Source organism: Acidiphilium sp. PA (genome assembly GCF_026191915.1).
GTDB lineage: Bacteria > Pseudomonadota > Alphaproteobacteria > Acetobacterales > Acetobacteraceae > Acidiphilium.
Genome location: NZ_JAIMBY010000004.1, coordinates 11,215 through 26,829 on the forward strand (window position 1 = coordinate 11,215; position 15,615 = coordinate 26,829).

11 protein-coding genes are annotated in these 15,615 nt (G+C 65.9%); 3 read left to right on the forward strand and 8 right to left on the reverse strand.

Annotation, left to right across the window (positions count from 1 at the left end; all coding sequences use genetic code 11):
* Positions 1–11: 11 nt before the first annotated feature.
* The 6 genes from AruPA_RS07520 to AruPA_RS07545 form a co-directional block, all read right to left on the reverse strand.
* Complete coding sequence (locus AruPA_RS07520; protein WP_265636052.1) at positions 12–1,064, reverse strand: enoyl-CoA hydratase/isomerase family protein; 1,053 nt, start codon at positions 1,062–1,064, stop codon at positions 12–14.
* The gene (locus AruPA_RS07525; RefSeq protein WP_265636053.1) at positions 1,061–2,233 is read right to left on the reverse strand and encodes an acyl-CoA dehydrogenase family protein; all 1,173 of its coding nucleotides are present in this window, start codon (positions 2,231–2,233) and stop codon (positions 1,061–1,063) included. The genes AruPA_RS07520 and AruPA_RS07525 overlap by 4 nt, the downstream gene beginning before the upstream one ends.
* A 14-nt stretch (positions 2,234–2,247) precedes the next feature.
* Entirely contained in the window at positions 2,248–3,168 is a 921-nt protein-coding gene (gene prpB / locus AruPA_RS07530; protein ID WP_265636054.1) for a methylisocitrate lyase, read from the reverse strand.
* 10 nt (positions 3,169–3,178) lie between these two features.
* Positions 3,179–4,327, reverse strand: coding sequence for a 2-methylcitrate synthase (prpC, locus tag AruPA_RS07535; RefSeq protein ID WP_265636055.1), 1,149 nt, complete (start codon positions 4,325–4,327; stop codon positions 3,179–3,181).
* Between the two features lie 42 nt (positions 4,328–4,369).
* Positions 4,370–5,869, reverse strand: a complete 1,500-nt coding sequence (locus AruPA_RS07540) for an MmgE/PrpD family protein (protein ID WP_265636057.1) — start codon at positions 5,867–5,869, stop codon at positions 4,370–4,372.
* Positions 5,870–5,984: 115 nt separating this feature from the next.
* Entirely contained in the window at positions 5,985–7,640 is a 1,656-nt protein-coding gene (locus AruPA_RS07545; protein ID WP_265636058.1) for a fatty acid--CoA ligase, read from the reverse strand.
* Positions 7,641–7,764: 124 nt separating this feature from the next.
* Here AruPA_RS07545 and AruPA_RS07550 point away from each other — a divergent pair, with 124 nt between their 5' ends.
* A complete protein-coding gene (locus AruPA_RS07550; RefSeq protein WP_265636059.1) occupies positions 7,765–8,544 on the forward strand; it encodes an SDR family oxidoreductase in 780 nt (259 codons plus the stop codon).
* A gap of 116 nt (positions 8,545–8,660) precedes the next feature.
* Here AruPA_RS07550 and AruPA_RS07555 read toward each other — a convergent pair whose 3' ends face one another.
* Both AruPA_RS07555 and AruPA_RS07560 read right to left on the reverse strand, forming a co-directional pair.
* Positions 8,661–8,786, reverse strand: coding sequence for a hypothetical protein (locus AruPA_RS07555; protein WP_265636060.1), 126 nt, complete (start codon positions 8,784–8,786; stop codon positions 8,661–8,663).
* A 47-nt stretch (positions 8,787–8,833) separates the two neighbouring features.
* Positions 8,834–10,018: an FAD-binding domain-containing protein gene (locus AruPA_RS07560; protein WP_265636062.1), complete on the reverse strand. Its 1,185-nt coding sequence runs from the start codon at positions 10,016–10,018 to the stop codon at positions 8,834–8,836.
* A 73-nt stretch (positions 10,019–10,091) separates the two neighbouring features.
* On the opposite strand from AruPA_RS07560, the gene AruPA_RS07565 reads away from it, so the two are divergent.
* On the forward strand, positions 10,092–11,762 hold the full coding sequence (locus tag AruPA_RS07565) for an amidase (RefSeq protein ID WP_265636064.1): 1,671 nt from the start codon (positions 10,092–10,094) through the stop codon (positions 11,760–11,762).
* 80 nt (positions 11,763–11,842) lie between these two features.
* Positions 11,843–15,610, forward strand: a complete 3,768-nt coding sequence (locus tag AruPA_RS07570; RefSeq protein ID WP_265636065.1) for a glycoside hydrolase family 99-like domain-containing protein — start codon at positions 11,843–11,845, stop codon at positions 15,608–15,610.
* The last annotated feature ends 5 nt before the right edge of the window (positions 15,611–15,615 follow it).

Here is a 15,615-nt window from a genome sequence, read left to right on the forward strand (position 1 = left end):
CGTGGTTTTTGTCAGTCGAAACGCAGCTCCGCGGCACCGAGCGGCGCGAAATAATGATCGATCATGGCGTCGTCGATCTCATGGTCGGAGCGCGGCTGCCACTGCGGGTTGCGATCCTTGTCGACCACGGCGGCGCGCACGCCTTCGATGAAATCATGGGCGCGGGTACAGCGCACCGCGAGGCGATATTCCTGTTGCAGGCAGGGTTCGAGCGCGCCGAACGCGCGGGCTTGCCGCAACGCCCGCAGGGCGAGGCGAACCGCGGTTGGCGACTGGGCGGCAATGGTCGCAGCGGCGGCCGCAGCGGCAGGGCCGGCGGTGCGGAGGTGGCCGAGAATTTCCGTTATCGAGTCGTATTGATAACAATCTTTTATCCAGTCGCGCTGGGCGAGCAGGGCACTCGGTTCCGGCGGGATGGCGTATCGGTGGAGGATCGGATCGAGTTCGGTGATCGTGTTGGCCGCGAAGATGTCGCGGCGTAGATCATCGAGGCGGGATGCGGGGATTTGATGATCGGCGAGGTTGATCGCCAGCGCATCCGCGGCGCTGAGGCGCATTGCCGTCAGGGCGACATGGGTGCCGAGGTGATCTGGCACACGGCCGAGCAGATGGGTGGCACCGACATCCGGGATGAAGCCGATACCGACTTCCGGCATGGCAAGCGATGTTTGTTCGGTGACGATGCGGTGCGACCCGTGGGCCGACAGCCCGACGCCGCCGCCCATGGTGATGCCATCCATCAGGGCGACATAGGGTTTCGGGAACTCCGCGATCCGCGCATTCAGCCGGTATTCGCGGGCGAAGAAAATATCCGACGATGCGGCCTCGCCACCGATGGCGGCGTGGTACAGCGCGCGGATGTCGCCGCCGGCGCAAAAACCGCGCTCGCCCGCGCCATCGATCAGCACGCCGATGATCGCGGCATCGCGGCGCCAGGCGGCGAGCCCATCGTCGATCGCGCAGCACATCGCGTAGCTGAGCGCGTTCAGGGCGCGCGGGCGGTTGAGCGTGATATGGCCCCAGCGGCCCGCCGTGCGGATCAGGACGTCCGGCGTGTCCATCATCGGTCCGCGATCAGGCCGCGTGCGACGATCAGGCGCATGATCTCGTTGGTGCCTTCGAGGATCTGATGCACGCGCAGATCGCGCACGATTTTTTCAATGCCGTAGTCGGCCAGATAGCCGTAGCCGCCGTGCAGTTGCAGCGCCTGGTTGGCGACATCGAAACCGGTGTCGGTCGCGACGCGCTTGGCCATGGCGCATAGCGATGTCGCGTTGGGCGCGTGGCGGTCGAGCGCCGCGGCGGCGTACCACAGGAGGACGCGCGCCGCTTCGAGTTCGGTTGCCATGTCAGCGAGGCGGAACTGCAGGGCCTGGAACTCATCGAGCCGCTTGCCGAAGGCGGTGCGTTGTTTCATGTAGGCAATGGTTGCCTCCACCGCCTTCTGCGCACCGCCGAGCGAACAGGCGCCGATGTTCAGCCGCCCGCCATCGAGACCGCTCATGGCGATGCGGAACCCCTCGCCCACCCCGCCGAGCCGGTTGGCGGCCGGGATGCGCACCGCATCGAGCAGCACCTGGCGGGTCGGCTGGGCGTTCCAGCCCATTTTGCGCTCGTTGGCACCGAACGACAGGCCGGCGGCATCGCGCGGCACGATGAAGCACGACACGCCACCAGCCCCGCTGCCGCCGGTGCGCGCCATGATCAGATAGAGATCGGTCTCGCCGGCGCCCGAGATGAATTGCTTGGTGCCGTCGAGCACATAGGCATCGCCGTCGGACTGTGCCCGCGTGGTGAGCGCCGCCGCATCGGACCCGGAGGCGGGCTCGGTCAGGCAGTAACTCGCGAGCGTTTTCATGCTGACCAGATCGGGCAGGAAACGGTCGCGCTGGGATTGATCGCCGTAGCGGTCGATCATCCAGGCGACCATGTTGTGGATCGAGATATAGGCGGCGATGGCAGGGCAGCCGGTGGCCAGCGCCTCGAAAATCAGTGCCGCGTCGAGCCGGCTCAGGCCGCTGCCGCCGCTGGCTTCGCGCACATAGATGCCGCCCATGCCGAGCGATGCGGTTTCACGGATGACATCGACCGGGAAAAATTTCCGCTCGTCCCAATCGAGCGCGTGCGGGGCGAGCCGGGCATCCGCGAAATTGCGGGCCATCTCGGCGATTGCGCGCTGCGCCTCGGATAAGTCGAATGGGCTGGTCGCATCCATCTCCGTCACGGCGTCCATGATGCTGTCCCTGTTCAGGCCTGCGGCATGCCCTGCGGCACGATCGTCTTGACGATCGTTGCGTCCAGCGCCTCGAAACCGGCGTAGTCGATCGTTTCGTAAAGCTCGGCGCGGGTCTGCATCGCTTCGACGCAATTCTGTGCACCGTCGTCCTGCTTGATCGCGTCGTACAGCCGCGCGACCGCCTTGGCCGAGACGCGCAGCGAAGTGACCGGCCAGATCACCATGCGAAACCCCATCGCCTCGAATTCGGCTGCGGTGAAGAACGGGGTGTGGCCGAATTCGGTCATGTTGGCGAGCAGCGGCACGCCGGGCATGCGGCGGGCGAATTCGCGGAACATCTCGGCACTGTGCAGGGCTTCGGGGAAGATCGCATCGGCGCCGGCTTCGATGTAGAGCTTCGCGCGCGCCACCGCGCCATCGATCCCTTCGCTCGCCGCCGCATCGGTGCGGGCGATGATGTAAAGGTGGCGGCGCGCGTGGGCGGCGGCGGCGACCTTGGCTGCCATGTCGTGCGGGGTCGCGAGTTTCTTGTCGTTCAGATGGCCGCATTTCTTCGGCAGCAACTGGTCTTCGATATGCACGGCAGCGGCCCCCGCATCCTCGAAGCTGCGCACCATGTGCATCACGTTGAGCGCTTCGCCATAGCCGGTATCGCCATCGACCAGCACCGGCAGGCCCGATGCGCGCGCCGCCTGGCGGACGAAGAAACAAACCTCATCGACGGTGATGATGCCGAGATCGGGCAGCCCCATCGAGGCGGTCATCGCCGCGCCGGAGAGATAGCACGCCTCGAACCCGGCGCGCATGGCCTGACGCGCGGCGAGGCCATTGTGCGCACCGGGAATGCGCAGAATGCCGGGACGGTCGAGCAAGGCGCGAAACCGCTCGCCCGCCGGGCAGTGGGGCAGATCGTCGGCGCGTAAATAGGTCATGCTGCCATCCTCAATGCCGTTGATCGATCGGAACGAATTGCAGATCTTCCGGGCCGGTGTAATTGGCCGAGGGCCGGATGATCTTGTTGTCGATCCGCTGTTCGATCACATGCGCGCTCCAGCCCGATGTGCGGGAGATGACGAACAGCGGGGTGAACATGGCGGTCGGCACGCCCATCATGTGATAGGACACCGCGCTGAACCAATCGAGATTGGGGAACATTTTCTTGGCGTCGTGCATCACGCTTTCGATGCGCTCGGCGATCGAAAACATCCGTGGTGCGCCGGCGTGTTCGGAAAGCGTGCGGGCAACCCGCTTGATCACCTCGTTGCGCGGGTCGGACACGGTGTAGACCGGATGGCCGAAGCCGATAACCACCTCGCGCGCCTCCACACGGCGGCGGATGTCGGCTTCCGCCTGATCGGGCGTCGCATAGCGTTTCTGGATGTCGAACGCCGCTTCATTGGCGCCGCCGTGCTTGGGGCCGCGCAGGGCGCCGATGCCGGCGGTGATTGCGGAATACATGTCAGACCCGGTACCGGCGACGACGCGTGCCGCAAAGGTCGAGGCGTTGAATTCATGCTCGGCGTACAGGATCAATGAGGTGTGCATCGCGCGCACCCAGAGTTCGTCCGGCGCCTTGCCGTGCAGCAGATGCAGGAAATGGCCGCCGACCGAGGCATCGTCCGTTTCGACGTCGATCCGTTTTCCATTGGTCGCGTAGTGATACCAATAGAGCAGCATAGAGCCGAGCGAGGCCATCAACCGGTCCGCGATGTCGCGTGCGCCGGCCTGGTTGTGGTCATGCGCCTCGGGCAGCACGCAGCCGAGGGCGGAGACGGCGCTGCGCATCACGTCCATCGGGTGGGCGGCGGCCGGCATCGCCTCGAGCACGCGGCGCACCGCGGCCGGAATGCCGCGCAACTGCATGAGCTTTGTCTGATAGGCGCGCAGCTCCGCCTGGTTCGGCAGCGTGCCGTGCACCAGCAGATGGGCGATCTCCTCGAAGGTGCAGCTCTCCGCCACATCGAGAATATCATAGCCGCGATAATGCAGATCATTGCCGGTGCGCCCGACGCTGCACAACGCCGTGTTGCCGGCGGCGACCCCGGAGAGAGCGACCGATTTTTTCGGCTTCGGTAAAACCGCCTCGTTCATTGCATCATCCTTTCACTCACCTGGTCGAGCGGGGTCGGCCGCTCAGAAAATACCGGGCTTGCTTTCGACCAGGGCCCCGCCGGGCACGGCCACGTTCAAACGATCGAGCTCGCCTGCCGGAATTTTCGGCAATTCCTGCACCGCCTCGAGAAACCGTGCGGATTCGCGCGGCGAGATGAGCCCCGCTGTCAGCATTTCGAATTTATGGATGTAGTCCTTCCGGCCGAACGGACGCGCCCCGAGCGAATGGGCGTTGGCCACCGCCATTTCATCGATCAGCGTCTTGCCGTTCTTGAACTGGATTTCGATCCGCCCGCCGAACGCTTTTTCGCTGGGATCGGCCGTGTGATACCGGCGCGTCCATTCCTTATCTTCGCGGGTTTCGATTTTGTGCCACAGCGCCACGGTATCGGCCCGCTGGGCGCGCTGCGGTGCATAGCTGTCGACATGGCTCCAACTGCCGTCCTGCAACGCCACGGCAACGATATACATGATCGAATGATCGAGCGTCTCGCGCGAGGCCTTCGGGTCCATTTTCTGCGGATCGTTGGCACCCGTGCCGATCACGTAATGGGTGTGATGCGAGGTGTGAATGATGATTTTTTTGATCGCGTTGAAATCCTCGATACTTTCGCGCATCCGGAATGCGAGGTCGATGAGCGCCTGGCTCTGATATTCCGCCGAGTGCTCCTTGGTGTAGCTGTCCAGAATGGCGCGTTTCGGCTCGCCCTTTTCGGGCAGCGGCACGTGATACACCGCGTTCTTGCCGCCGAGCATCCAGGCGATCACGCTGTCTTCGCCTTCATACACCGGGCTCGGCGCGCCTTCGCCGCGCATCGCGCGATCGACCGCCTCGATCGCGAGCTTGCCGGCATGGGCGGGGGCGAACGCCTTCCAGGAACTGATTTCGCCCTTGCGCGACTGGCGGGTGGTGAAGCTGACATGCACCGCCTGTTGCACCGCCTGAAAGATCACCTCCTGCTTGAGGCCGAGCAGCGCGCCGATGCCGGCCGCCTGGGCCGGTGCGAGATGCGCGATATGGTCTTTTTTCCACTCGTGCAGGCAGATCGCCTTGACCAGATCGATCTGGATTTCATAGCCGGTGGCGATGCCGCGGATCAGGTCGCGCCCGGTGCGCTCCATCGCCTGCGCGACCGCGAGGATCGGCGGAATGTTATCGCCGGGATGCGAGTAGTCGGCGGCGAGAAACGTGTCGTGATAGTCGAGTTCGCGCACCGCGGTGCCGTTGGCCCAGGCGGCCCATTCGGGGCTGACCGTCTTGCGGCCGGGCAGGCCGAACAGCGTCGCGCCGCCGCGCTTGGTATGGCCGAGCGCCATGCCGCGTGCCGAGACCACCGGGCCACGATTGATCGAGGCGATCGCGACCGCGGCATTGTCGATGATGCGGTTGATGATCATGGCGGTGACGTCTTTTTCCACCGCCACCTTGTCCGCCGCGACGCCGGCGATTTTCCACGCCAGCTGATCGTCACGCCTGAGCAGCGATTTGGAAGGATGGACGTGAACCTCATGCAGCTTCATGGCGATTGATTGCTTTCGTCTTGGTATCGTTCACAGGAAACAGATCGTGCCTGAATGCGCTCCAACCTGCCCCAAAGGCAAGCCCCCGCCCGCGAACCCGAGGCTTGCACTCCGGTCAGGCGCTGACCGGCGTGACCATCGCGGTGGCTTTTGTGCGCATTACCTTCTTGTCAAGCTTGCCGACCGAGGTTTTATCGAGCGCATCGACCACGATGATGCGGTCCGGCACGGCGAAGCGGGAAATCGCCCCGGCATCGGCATGGGCGCGCACATGGGCGCGCACCGCTTCCTCATCGACCAGGTGATCGGGTTTCGCGACCACGAAGGCGACCGGACGTTCGCCCCAGCGCTCATCGGCGATGCCGACCACCGCGACCTCGGAAATCGCGGGATGGGTCAGCACGATGTCTTCGAGCCCGATCGAGGAGATCCACTCGCCGCCGGTTTTGATGACATCCTTGACCCGGTCGACGATGCGCAGAAACCCGTCGCGATCCATCGTGCCGATATCCCCGGTATGCAGCCAGCCGCCGCGCCACAGCGCGGCCGAGGCCTCGGCATTGCCGGCGTAACCCGGCGTCAGGCAGGGTGACCGGGCCACCACCTCGCCGACCGAGGTACCGTCGTGCGGCACATCGTTCATCGCTTCATCGACCACCCGCACCTCGCACAGCACGCCGGGCATGCCGGCGGCCAGACGCATGCGGATCTCGGCCTCGGGGCGATCGGGTTCGGTATCGAGAATATCGCCGCGCAGTTGCGTCATCGTCATGATCGGGCAGGTTTCCGACATGCCGTAGGCGGCGTAGATATCGACACCACGGGCCAGCGCCGCCTCGCACAGCGCGCGCGGCAGAGCGGAGCCGCCGATGATCACACGCCAACCGGTGAAGTCGATATCCTTCGCCGCCGGCGCATTGAGGATCATGTGCATGATGGTCGGCACGCAATGCGACACGGTGACCCGTTCGGTCCGCAGCAGATGGCATACCATGTCCGGCAGGAATCGCCCGACATAGACCTGCTGCATCCCCATCATGGTCGCGACATAGGGAAAACCCCAGGCGTGGACATGAAACATCGGCGTGAGCGGCATATAGACGTCTTCGCGCGAAATCCGCCCGTTCAACCCGGCCATCATCAGCGTCGACATCAGCGCCAGCGTGTGCAGCACCAATTGACGGTGGCTGAACATCACCCCCTTGGGCAGGCCGGTGGTGCCGGTGGTGTAGAAGGTGGTGGCCTGGGTGTTTTCATCGAAATCGGGGAAATCCCGGTGGGCCGGCGCCGCCGCGAGCAGGGTTTCGTACTCGCCTGCGCTGCCGGCTACGGCGGGCGGTGCGCCAGCATCGCTCATCACCACGACGGCGCGCAATTTCGGCAATCGATCGCGGATCGCATCGAGCACCGGCAGGAAATCGACATTGACCAGCAGGATTTCCGCGCCGGAGTGATCGATCGTGTAGGCGATCTGGTCGGGGCTGAGGCGGATGTTGACCATCATCAGCACCGATCCCAGCATCGGCACCGCGAAATAGGATTCGAGATAGCGGTGACTGTCCCAATCCATCACGGCGACCCGGCTGCCCATGCCGGCCCCCAGCGCCGCCAGCGCGCCGCCCAGCCGGTGCACCCGCTCGACGAACTGCGGATAGGTCAAGCGCAGGTCGCCGCGATACACGATCTGCCGCCGGCTGGCCTGCGCGATCGGCATTTTCAGGATCTGTTTGATCAACAACTGATACTGAAACGGCGCTTGGGCGGCACTCATGAGTCGTTTCCTCCGAATTGGCGCCCCGGTTCACGCCAGGACTTGAACGCTATAGGATAGGAGCGTATCGCGCCCGTCAATATGCGTCCCAAGACGGGGGCGGAAAACCAACCGAGGAAACGAAATGACCGCACTGAAATCCCTGTTCGACCTGACCGGCAAACGCGCGCTGATCACCGGCGGCTCCCGCGGGCTGGGGCTGCAGATCGCCGAGGCGCTGGGCGAATACGGCGCGACCATCGCGATTTCCGCCCGCAAGGCCGACGAGCTGGACGAGGCGGTACGCCATCTGGCAAGCAAAGGCATCGCCGCGACCGCGCATGTCGCCGATCTCGGCAAGCCCGAAGGGCCGAAAGCGCTGGCGGATGCCGTGCTCGCCTTGCACAGCGAGGTCGATATCCTGGTCAACAACGCCGGCGCCACCTGGGGTGCGCCCGCCACCGACGTCACCCCGGACGCCTGGGCACGGGTGATGAACCTCAACGTCAATCATCTGTTCTTCCTGACCCAGGAGATCGCCCGCCGCTCGATGATCCCCCGCCGCGCCGGCAAAATCCTCAACATCGCCTCGATCGCCGGGCTGCGCGGGCACCACCCGGATATTACCGGCACCATTCCCTACAACACATCGAAAGGCGCGGTGGTGAACCTGACCCGCGCGCTCGCCGCCGAATGGGGGCCGCACAACATTACGGTCAACGCCATCGCCCCCGGGTTCTTCCCCTCGAAAATGACCAAGGGCATTCTCGGCCAGTTCGAAAAACAGGTTCTGCACCACACGCCACTCGGCAAACTGGGCAATAACGACGATCTCAAAGGCGCCGCCCTGCTGTTCTGCTCGGCAGCCTCCGGCCACATCACCGGCCAGATCCTCGCCATCGACGGCGGTACGATGGTGGTGTGACGCACGGGCGCGGGGCGCGTTGCCACTACCGGATAGGCAGGGTGGGGAAGACCCGTCGTTCATTGCTCATATGAAAACTTTCTTCAGTTCGACCCGACTTCGCGGCCACGATTGCGTCACCTGGGCGGGCTCAGCGGCGGAACGATGATCAGAACACCGGTGAACGCCCGCGTGTCGTGCGCGATGCCGGGACCGGAATAGCGCCCGGTGCGGGATGCCAGAAAACCGATCGGGTCGTTCATGGTCGCATGCTGCCGTACCGCCAGGATGGCGGCAACGAGATCGACGATCAGGAGCCCATCGGTGCGCTGGCCAGATAAGCCGGGATGTGTTGACGCAGCTGGAAGAACCCTTTGGTCGCATGGGGCCAGACATGGCGATCCCAGGCGCGCGGCACCGCGCGGGGTGGCGTTGGCAGAACCGCGAGCGCATCGGCGACCGGGCCGACCGGTGCGTAGGGTGTGATCACCGGCAGATCGTGCCCGGACGCCCAGACGGCAATGTCCGCACTGTCGTCGAGCCGCACCGCCGCGACGCCGAACCGGCGCTCGGCACAGCAGAGCGCATCCTCGACCGCGCCATGGGCGAAGGCGGCAACCGCCGGGGCGACGCCACGTGTCGCGCGCGGCGCCGGCATCGCGAGACCGGCCACCGCGCGCACAGTGCATCCGGCGAGATCGAGGCTGCCGGGGTCGCAATCATCGTCGTGGAGCAGCAGCGCGACATCGCCGGTGATCGGCTTGTCGAACACTGGCGGCACCGGCCGTGGCGGCGGGATTTCCTCGGTCAGCGGCGCGGCGGTTTCGTCGAGCTGGCCACGCGGATCGAACCTCGCGTTGGTGTAGCGCGCGATGTTTTCGGCCCGGGCGAGGTAGTGTTTGCCCGGCGTGTGCAGGCCGGCGACCCAGCGCCACGACAGCGTGTTCGACGCCGCATCGCCATCGCGCAGATGGCGCAGAAAGAAATCAGCCCCGAGTTCCCACGGCAGGCGCAGCGTGAAGATCCAGATCGAGGCGAACCACATCCGCGCGTGGTTGTGCAGATAACCATGGGCCACCAGGTCCTGTGCCCAGGCATCGAAACAATCGATACCGGTCTGCCCCGCGCAGGCATCGTGAAATGCGCGGCGCAGGCCGCCGGACGTGGCCAGCCGGTTCTCGCCCCGGCGCAGCCCGGCGCGATAATGCGCCCAGACCGCGGGGCGATGCTCCAGCCAGCCTTTCCAATAGCCGCGCCAGCAAACCTCCTCGATGAATTTCATCGCCGCCTCGCCATGGGCGGCAAAGGCCGCCTGTGTCACCTCGGCTTCGGTGATCAGGCGGTGGCGCAGATAGGGCGAGAGGTGGGAAACCGCGCTGTGCCGGCCGGGTCCGGGGTCGGTGTTGCGGCCCTCGGCATAGGCGCGGCCGGCGTGGGGCAGAAACGCGGCGAGGCGGGCGAGGCCGGCGGCGCGCGTGGGCGTGAATTGTTCCATGGGCGCGACATGGCCCGCTTGCCGCGATCCGCAACGCCCCTATGCTACCGTTGCAGAGGGTGCAGGAGCAAATATGGATCAAGCGGCAAAGCCGATCGTGACGGCACAGGATATCGAGGCGGCGGAACGCGTGGTCGGCGTATCCTACACGCCGGCGGAGCGCGCGCTGGTGGCTGCCGAAATCGCCGAGCAGATCGGCCTTGCCGCCGCGCGCCGCGCCGATACCATGCGCCGCAACCGCGATGACGAGGATATGCCGCCGGCGACGGTGTTCGACCCCCGGCTGCCGGGGTTTCGCATGCCCGAACCGGCACCGCTGCACCTGCCGCGCCGCGCGCTGCCGCTGCCGGACGACGATGCCGATATCGCCTTCGCGCCGATCACCGCGCAGATCGGCTGGATCCGCGCGGGATCGCTGACCGCGACGCGGCTGACGCGGATCTATCTGGACCGGATCGCACAGCAGAACCCCGTGCTGCAGTGCTATGCGCGGCTCAATCCCACGGCCCTCGATGAGGCGGCGGCGCTCGATGCGCGCGCTGCAAAGGGCGACTGGGCGGGACCGCTGCACGGTATTCCCTATGCGTGCAAGGACATCATCGACACCGCCGGTCTCGCGACCGACTGGGGCGCCGAGCCGTTCGAGGGGCGCGTGCCGGTGACCGACGCCATCGTGGTGCGGCGCCTGCGCGACGCCGGGGCGATCATTCTTGGCAAATCCACCGTCGGCGCGCTGGCCTATGGCGATCTCTGGCACGGCGGGCGAACCCGCAACCCGTGGAATCCCGAGGAAGGGTCATCGGGCTCGTCGGCCGGTTCCGCCTCGGCCACCGCGGCAGGGCTGTGCGGATTCTCGCTCGGCACCGAGACCTATGGTTCGATCGTGTCGCCTTCCACCCGCTGCGGCACGGTCGGCCTGCGGCCGAGTTTCGGCCGGGTTGCGCGCAGCGGCGTGATGTCGCTGTGCCCCAGCCTCGACAAGATCGGCCCGATCGGCCGCAGCGTCGATGATTGCGCGCTCGTGATGGCGGTGATCAACGGCGCCGATCCCAGCGATGTGTCCAGCATCGAGGCGCCGTTCGGCGGCGATCTGGCGCGTGATCTCGCCACGTTGCGGGTCGGGTATTTCCCCGCCGATGTCGAGGGTGAGGGCGCGCTCGATCAGGATCGGGCGATTCTCGAACACTGCCGGGCGCTGGGCGTGCACCTGGTCGCGCTGACCCGGCCCGACCTGCCGTACGACAGCCTGACCTCGATCCTGATGGCCGAAGCCGCGGCCCTGTTCGAGCCGCTGACGCTGAGCGATCGCGACGATCTGCTGACCTGGCAGGATGCCGATGCCTGGCCGAACCAGTTCCGCATGGCGCGGTTTCTCTCCGCGGTCGATCATATCCAGCTCGACCGGCTGCGCCGCCGCGTGATGATCGCGATGGACGCCTTGTTCACCACGGTCGATGTCATGATCGGGCCCGCCCTGGCCGGCCCGATGCTCGGGATCACCAATTTCACCGGCCACCCCTGCCTGTGCCTGCCCTCCGGCTTCATCGCCTCACCGAGCCGGATCGCCGATACGCTGGCCGGCACCCGCATCGCGACCGATGCGCCGACGCATCATGTGCCGCATGCCTCCAGCCTCTGGGGCCGCCTGTTCGACGAGGCACCGATGCTGGCGCTGGGGCGCGCGCTGGAATCACGGCTCGGCCTCGCGCTGCGGCCGCCAGCGCGCGCCGCGACGTCCCCCTGACAATTCGATCGAAATGTGTTATAAACTGGATTGGGTGATGGAAAATGAGAAAAGTGTGATCAGGGAGCGGATTCGCTAGAATGGACCAGACCGGACCTCGGCTCGTCGATATCGCGCCGGAACTGGCGCGCGAGATCGCAATCATCCTAGCCAGCGGCCTGTTCGACACCGGATTCTATACCGCCCAGCGCCCCGATCTGCCGACGGATGCCGAGCCGATCGTGCATTTCTGCGTGATCGGCTGGCGCAACGGGCGCAAGCCCAATCCGTATTTCGATCCCGATTATTATCGCAACACGAACCCGGACATCGCCGCCGCCGACCTCAACCCGCTGGTCCATTACATCGAGTTCGGTGATCGCGAGGGCCGCGACCCATCGCCGATGTTCCACGCGCTGTGGTATCGCGAGGCCTATGGCGTGCCGCAATCACACCTCGCCCTCGCCGATTTCCTGAACCGCCGGCGGACCGGCCAGGTGAGCCCGGTGCCGGTGTTCAACCCGACCTGGTATCTCGAACAGAACCCGGACGTCGCAGCGACCAAATCCGACCCGTTCGAACATTTCTGTGCCTTCGGCGTGGTCGAATCACGCGACCCGTCGCCCGATTTCGACACGGCCTTCTACCGCGGCCGCTACGCCGAGGATATCGGCGGGCAGAACCCGCTCCTGCACTACATCGCGAACCGGGGCGGACGGTTTCTGCCGAAACGCCCCGAGCGGGAGCGCCTGATGGCCGGCGCGGTCCGCAGCGCCACACGGCCCTCACCCGCGTTCGAAACCATCCAGCCCCTGCCCGCCGGCGCGCCGCGTCTCGCGACGCTGCTCGCCTATTACCTGCCGCAATTTCACGCCATCCCGGAAAACGACGCCTGGTGGGGCACCGGCTTTACCGACTGGACCAACCTCGCCCGGGCCACCCCGCGCTTCGCCGGCCATTACCAGCCCCGCGTGCCGCGCGATCTGGGATATTATTCGCTGCAGGACCCGGCCATCCTGCCCCGCCAGATCGAACTGGCGCGCGCGGCCGGCATCGGCGGCTTCGTGTTCTATTACTACTGGTTCAACCGCAGGCGGCTGCTGGAAAACCCGCTGGAACGCCTGCTCGGCGATCCCACGCTCGATACGAAATTCTGCCTGATGTGGGCCAATGAAAACTGGACCCGCCGGTGGGACGGCCAGGAACGCGAAATCCTGCTGGCCCAGGACTATGAACCCGAGGACGATATCGCCCTTGTCGACGATCTGGCGAGGCATTTCGCCGACCCGCGCTACATCCGCCTCGAAGGCCGCCCGCTGTTGATGATCTATCGCGCCGCCCTGATCCCGGACGGGCCGGCCACGATCGGGCGGTGGCGCGCCCTGTTCAGGGAACGCCACGGCGAAAACCCGCTGCTGTTCATGGCGCAGAGCTTTCACGATTACGACCCGACCCGCCACGGGCTGGACGGCGCGGTGGAATTCCCGCCCCACAAACTCGTGGTCGATGCGCCAAAGATCAACGCGACGCTCGACAATTTCGACCCCGAATTCACCAGCGACGTGTTCACCTACGACGATATTGCCGCCATCTCGCTCGCGGCGCCCGACCCCGCCTATCCGCTGATCCGCACCGTTGTGCCGGGTTGGGACAACGATGCGCGGCGCGAAGGCAAAGGCGGCGTGATTTTGCATAACGCGACCCCCACCGCCTATCAAACCTGGCTCGCCAGCCTGATCGACCGCGCGCGCCGCCGGCCGGTGTTCGGCGAGGCGATCGTCTGCATCAATGCGTGGAACGAATGGGCGGAAGGGGCCTATCTCGAACCCGACCTGCATTTCGGCGCCGCATTCCTCAACGCCACCGGCCGCGCCGCAACCGGGCTGCAGGACAGCGACACCGCGCGCAACATCCTGCTGGTCGGCCATGACGCGCTCAACCACGGCGCCCAGTTGCTGCTGCTGCACCTCGCGCGCACGCTGCGGCGCCAGCATGGTATCGTGCCACGCATCCTGCTGCTCGGCGGCGGCGAACTGATCGGCGCCTATCAGGCCGAGGGCATCACCGATGTCGCACCCGACGAAGGCGCGCTGCTCGCACATATCGCCCGCTACCGCGCCCGGGGCATCGCCTGCGCCATCGTCAACAGCGCCGCCTCCTCGCGCGTCTGCACCCTGCTCGCCCAGGCCGGCATCGCCGCCACCCTGCTGATCCACGAAATGCCGCGCCTGGTGCAGGAACGCGCGCTGCGCGGCGTCACCCGCCAGGGCATGGCCGCCGCCCGCGCCACGGTATTCTCATCGGCCTTCGTGCGCGATGCGCTGTGCACCGCCCTCGAACTGACACCGCCGAACCTGCACGTCCTGGCGCAGGGCAACTACCAGGGTGTCCGGTTTTCCAACGCCGCGCGCGCCGCATTCCGCACGCACCACGCCCTCGAAGCCAGCGATTACGTCGTGCTCGGCGTCGGCTTCGCCGATCTGCGCAAAGGGTTCGACCTGTTCCTGCAGGTGTTTCGCCAGATCGCGGCAGTGCGCGAGGACGTGCATTTCTTCTGGATGGGCGAGGCGCATCTGTGGATTCGCGACTACCTCAGCCTCGAAATCGCCGCCGCCGCCACCACCGGCCGGTTCCATATGGTGGCTTTCGACGATGACGTCGCGACCGCCTACGCCGGTGCGGACCTCTACGCCCTCACCTCACGCGAGGACCCGCTGCCGAGCACCGTGATCGAAGCGATGGCCGCCGGCGTGCCGAGCATCGCCTTCGACGGTGCCGGCGGCATCCCCGACCTGCTGCGGGCGAGCAAAACCGGCGCCGCGGTGCCGATGGGCGATGTCACCGCCTTCGCAACCGCCATCCTCGACCGGCTCGATCATACCGCCCTCGAAGCCGACCGCCGGCGCCTCGCCGCGATTGCCGAGCGGCATTTCGATTTCCCGACCTACGCCGCGAAGCTGCTCCGCATCGCCCACCCCAGCCTCGTCAGCATCTCATGCGCCGTGCTGAGCTATAATTACCGTGACTACCTTGCCGACCGGCTCGGCTCGGTGTTCGGCCAGACCTATCCGCTCACTGAAGTCCTGCTGCTCGACGACGCCTCGACCGATGGCTCGGTCGCCGAAGCCCTGCGCATCGCCGCTGACTGGCGGCGCGCGATCACGCTGCATCGCAATGCCAGCAACGGCGGTTCGGTGTTCGCGCAATGGCGGCGCGCGGCTAGCCTTGCGACCGGAGACTTCCTGTGGATCGCCGAAGCCGATGATCAGGCCGACCCCCGCATGATCGGCCGCCTCGCCGATGCCCTCATGCACGCGCCCGACGCCGTGATGGCGATCACCGATTCCCGCGCGATCGACGCCACCGGCAAAATCCTGATGCCCGACTATCAGAACTACTACGTCGAATCCGGTGCGCCGGACCTCGATCGGTCCTTCGTGACGAGCGGACGGGATTTCGCCACCCGCTTTCTCGCCACCCGCAACCTCATCCTGAACGTCAGCGGCGTCCTGTTCCGCCGCAGCGCCCTGCTCGCGGCACTCGACCGCCTCGGGCCCGACCTTGCGGAATGGAGACTCGCCGGCGACTGGCGGCTCTATCTCGAAATTCTGACCGCGACCGATGCCAGCGTCATCTGGCTCGCCGAACCCCTGAACATCCACCGCCGCCATGAGCGCGGCATCACCGCAGCCCTCGATGCCCGGCGCCATCTCGAGGAAATCGCGCGCATACACAAAATCGCTGCCGTAAAACTGGATCTCGATGAGGCGGCACGGCATCGCCAGACCAGCGACCTCGCCAGCCTTGCCGGCCGGTTTGGCGTCGCAAAAACCGACATTGCGTTGCACAATTTTACCGGGCCTGCTTAAACAAC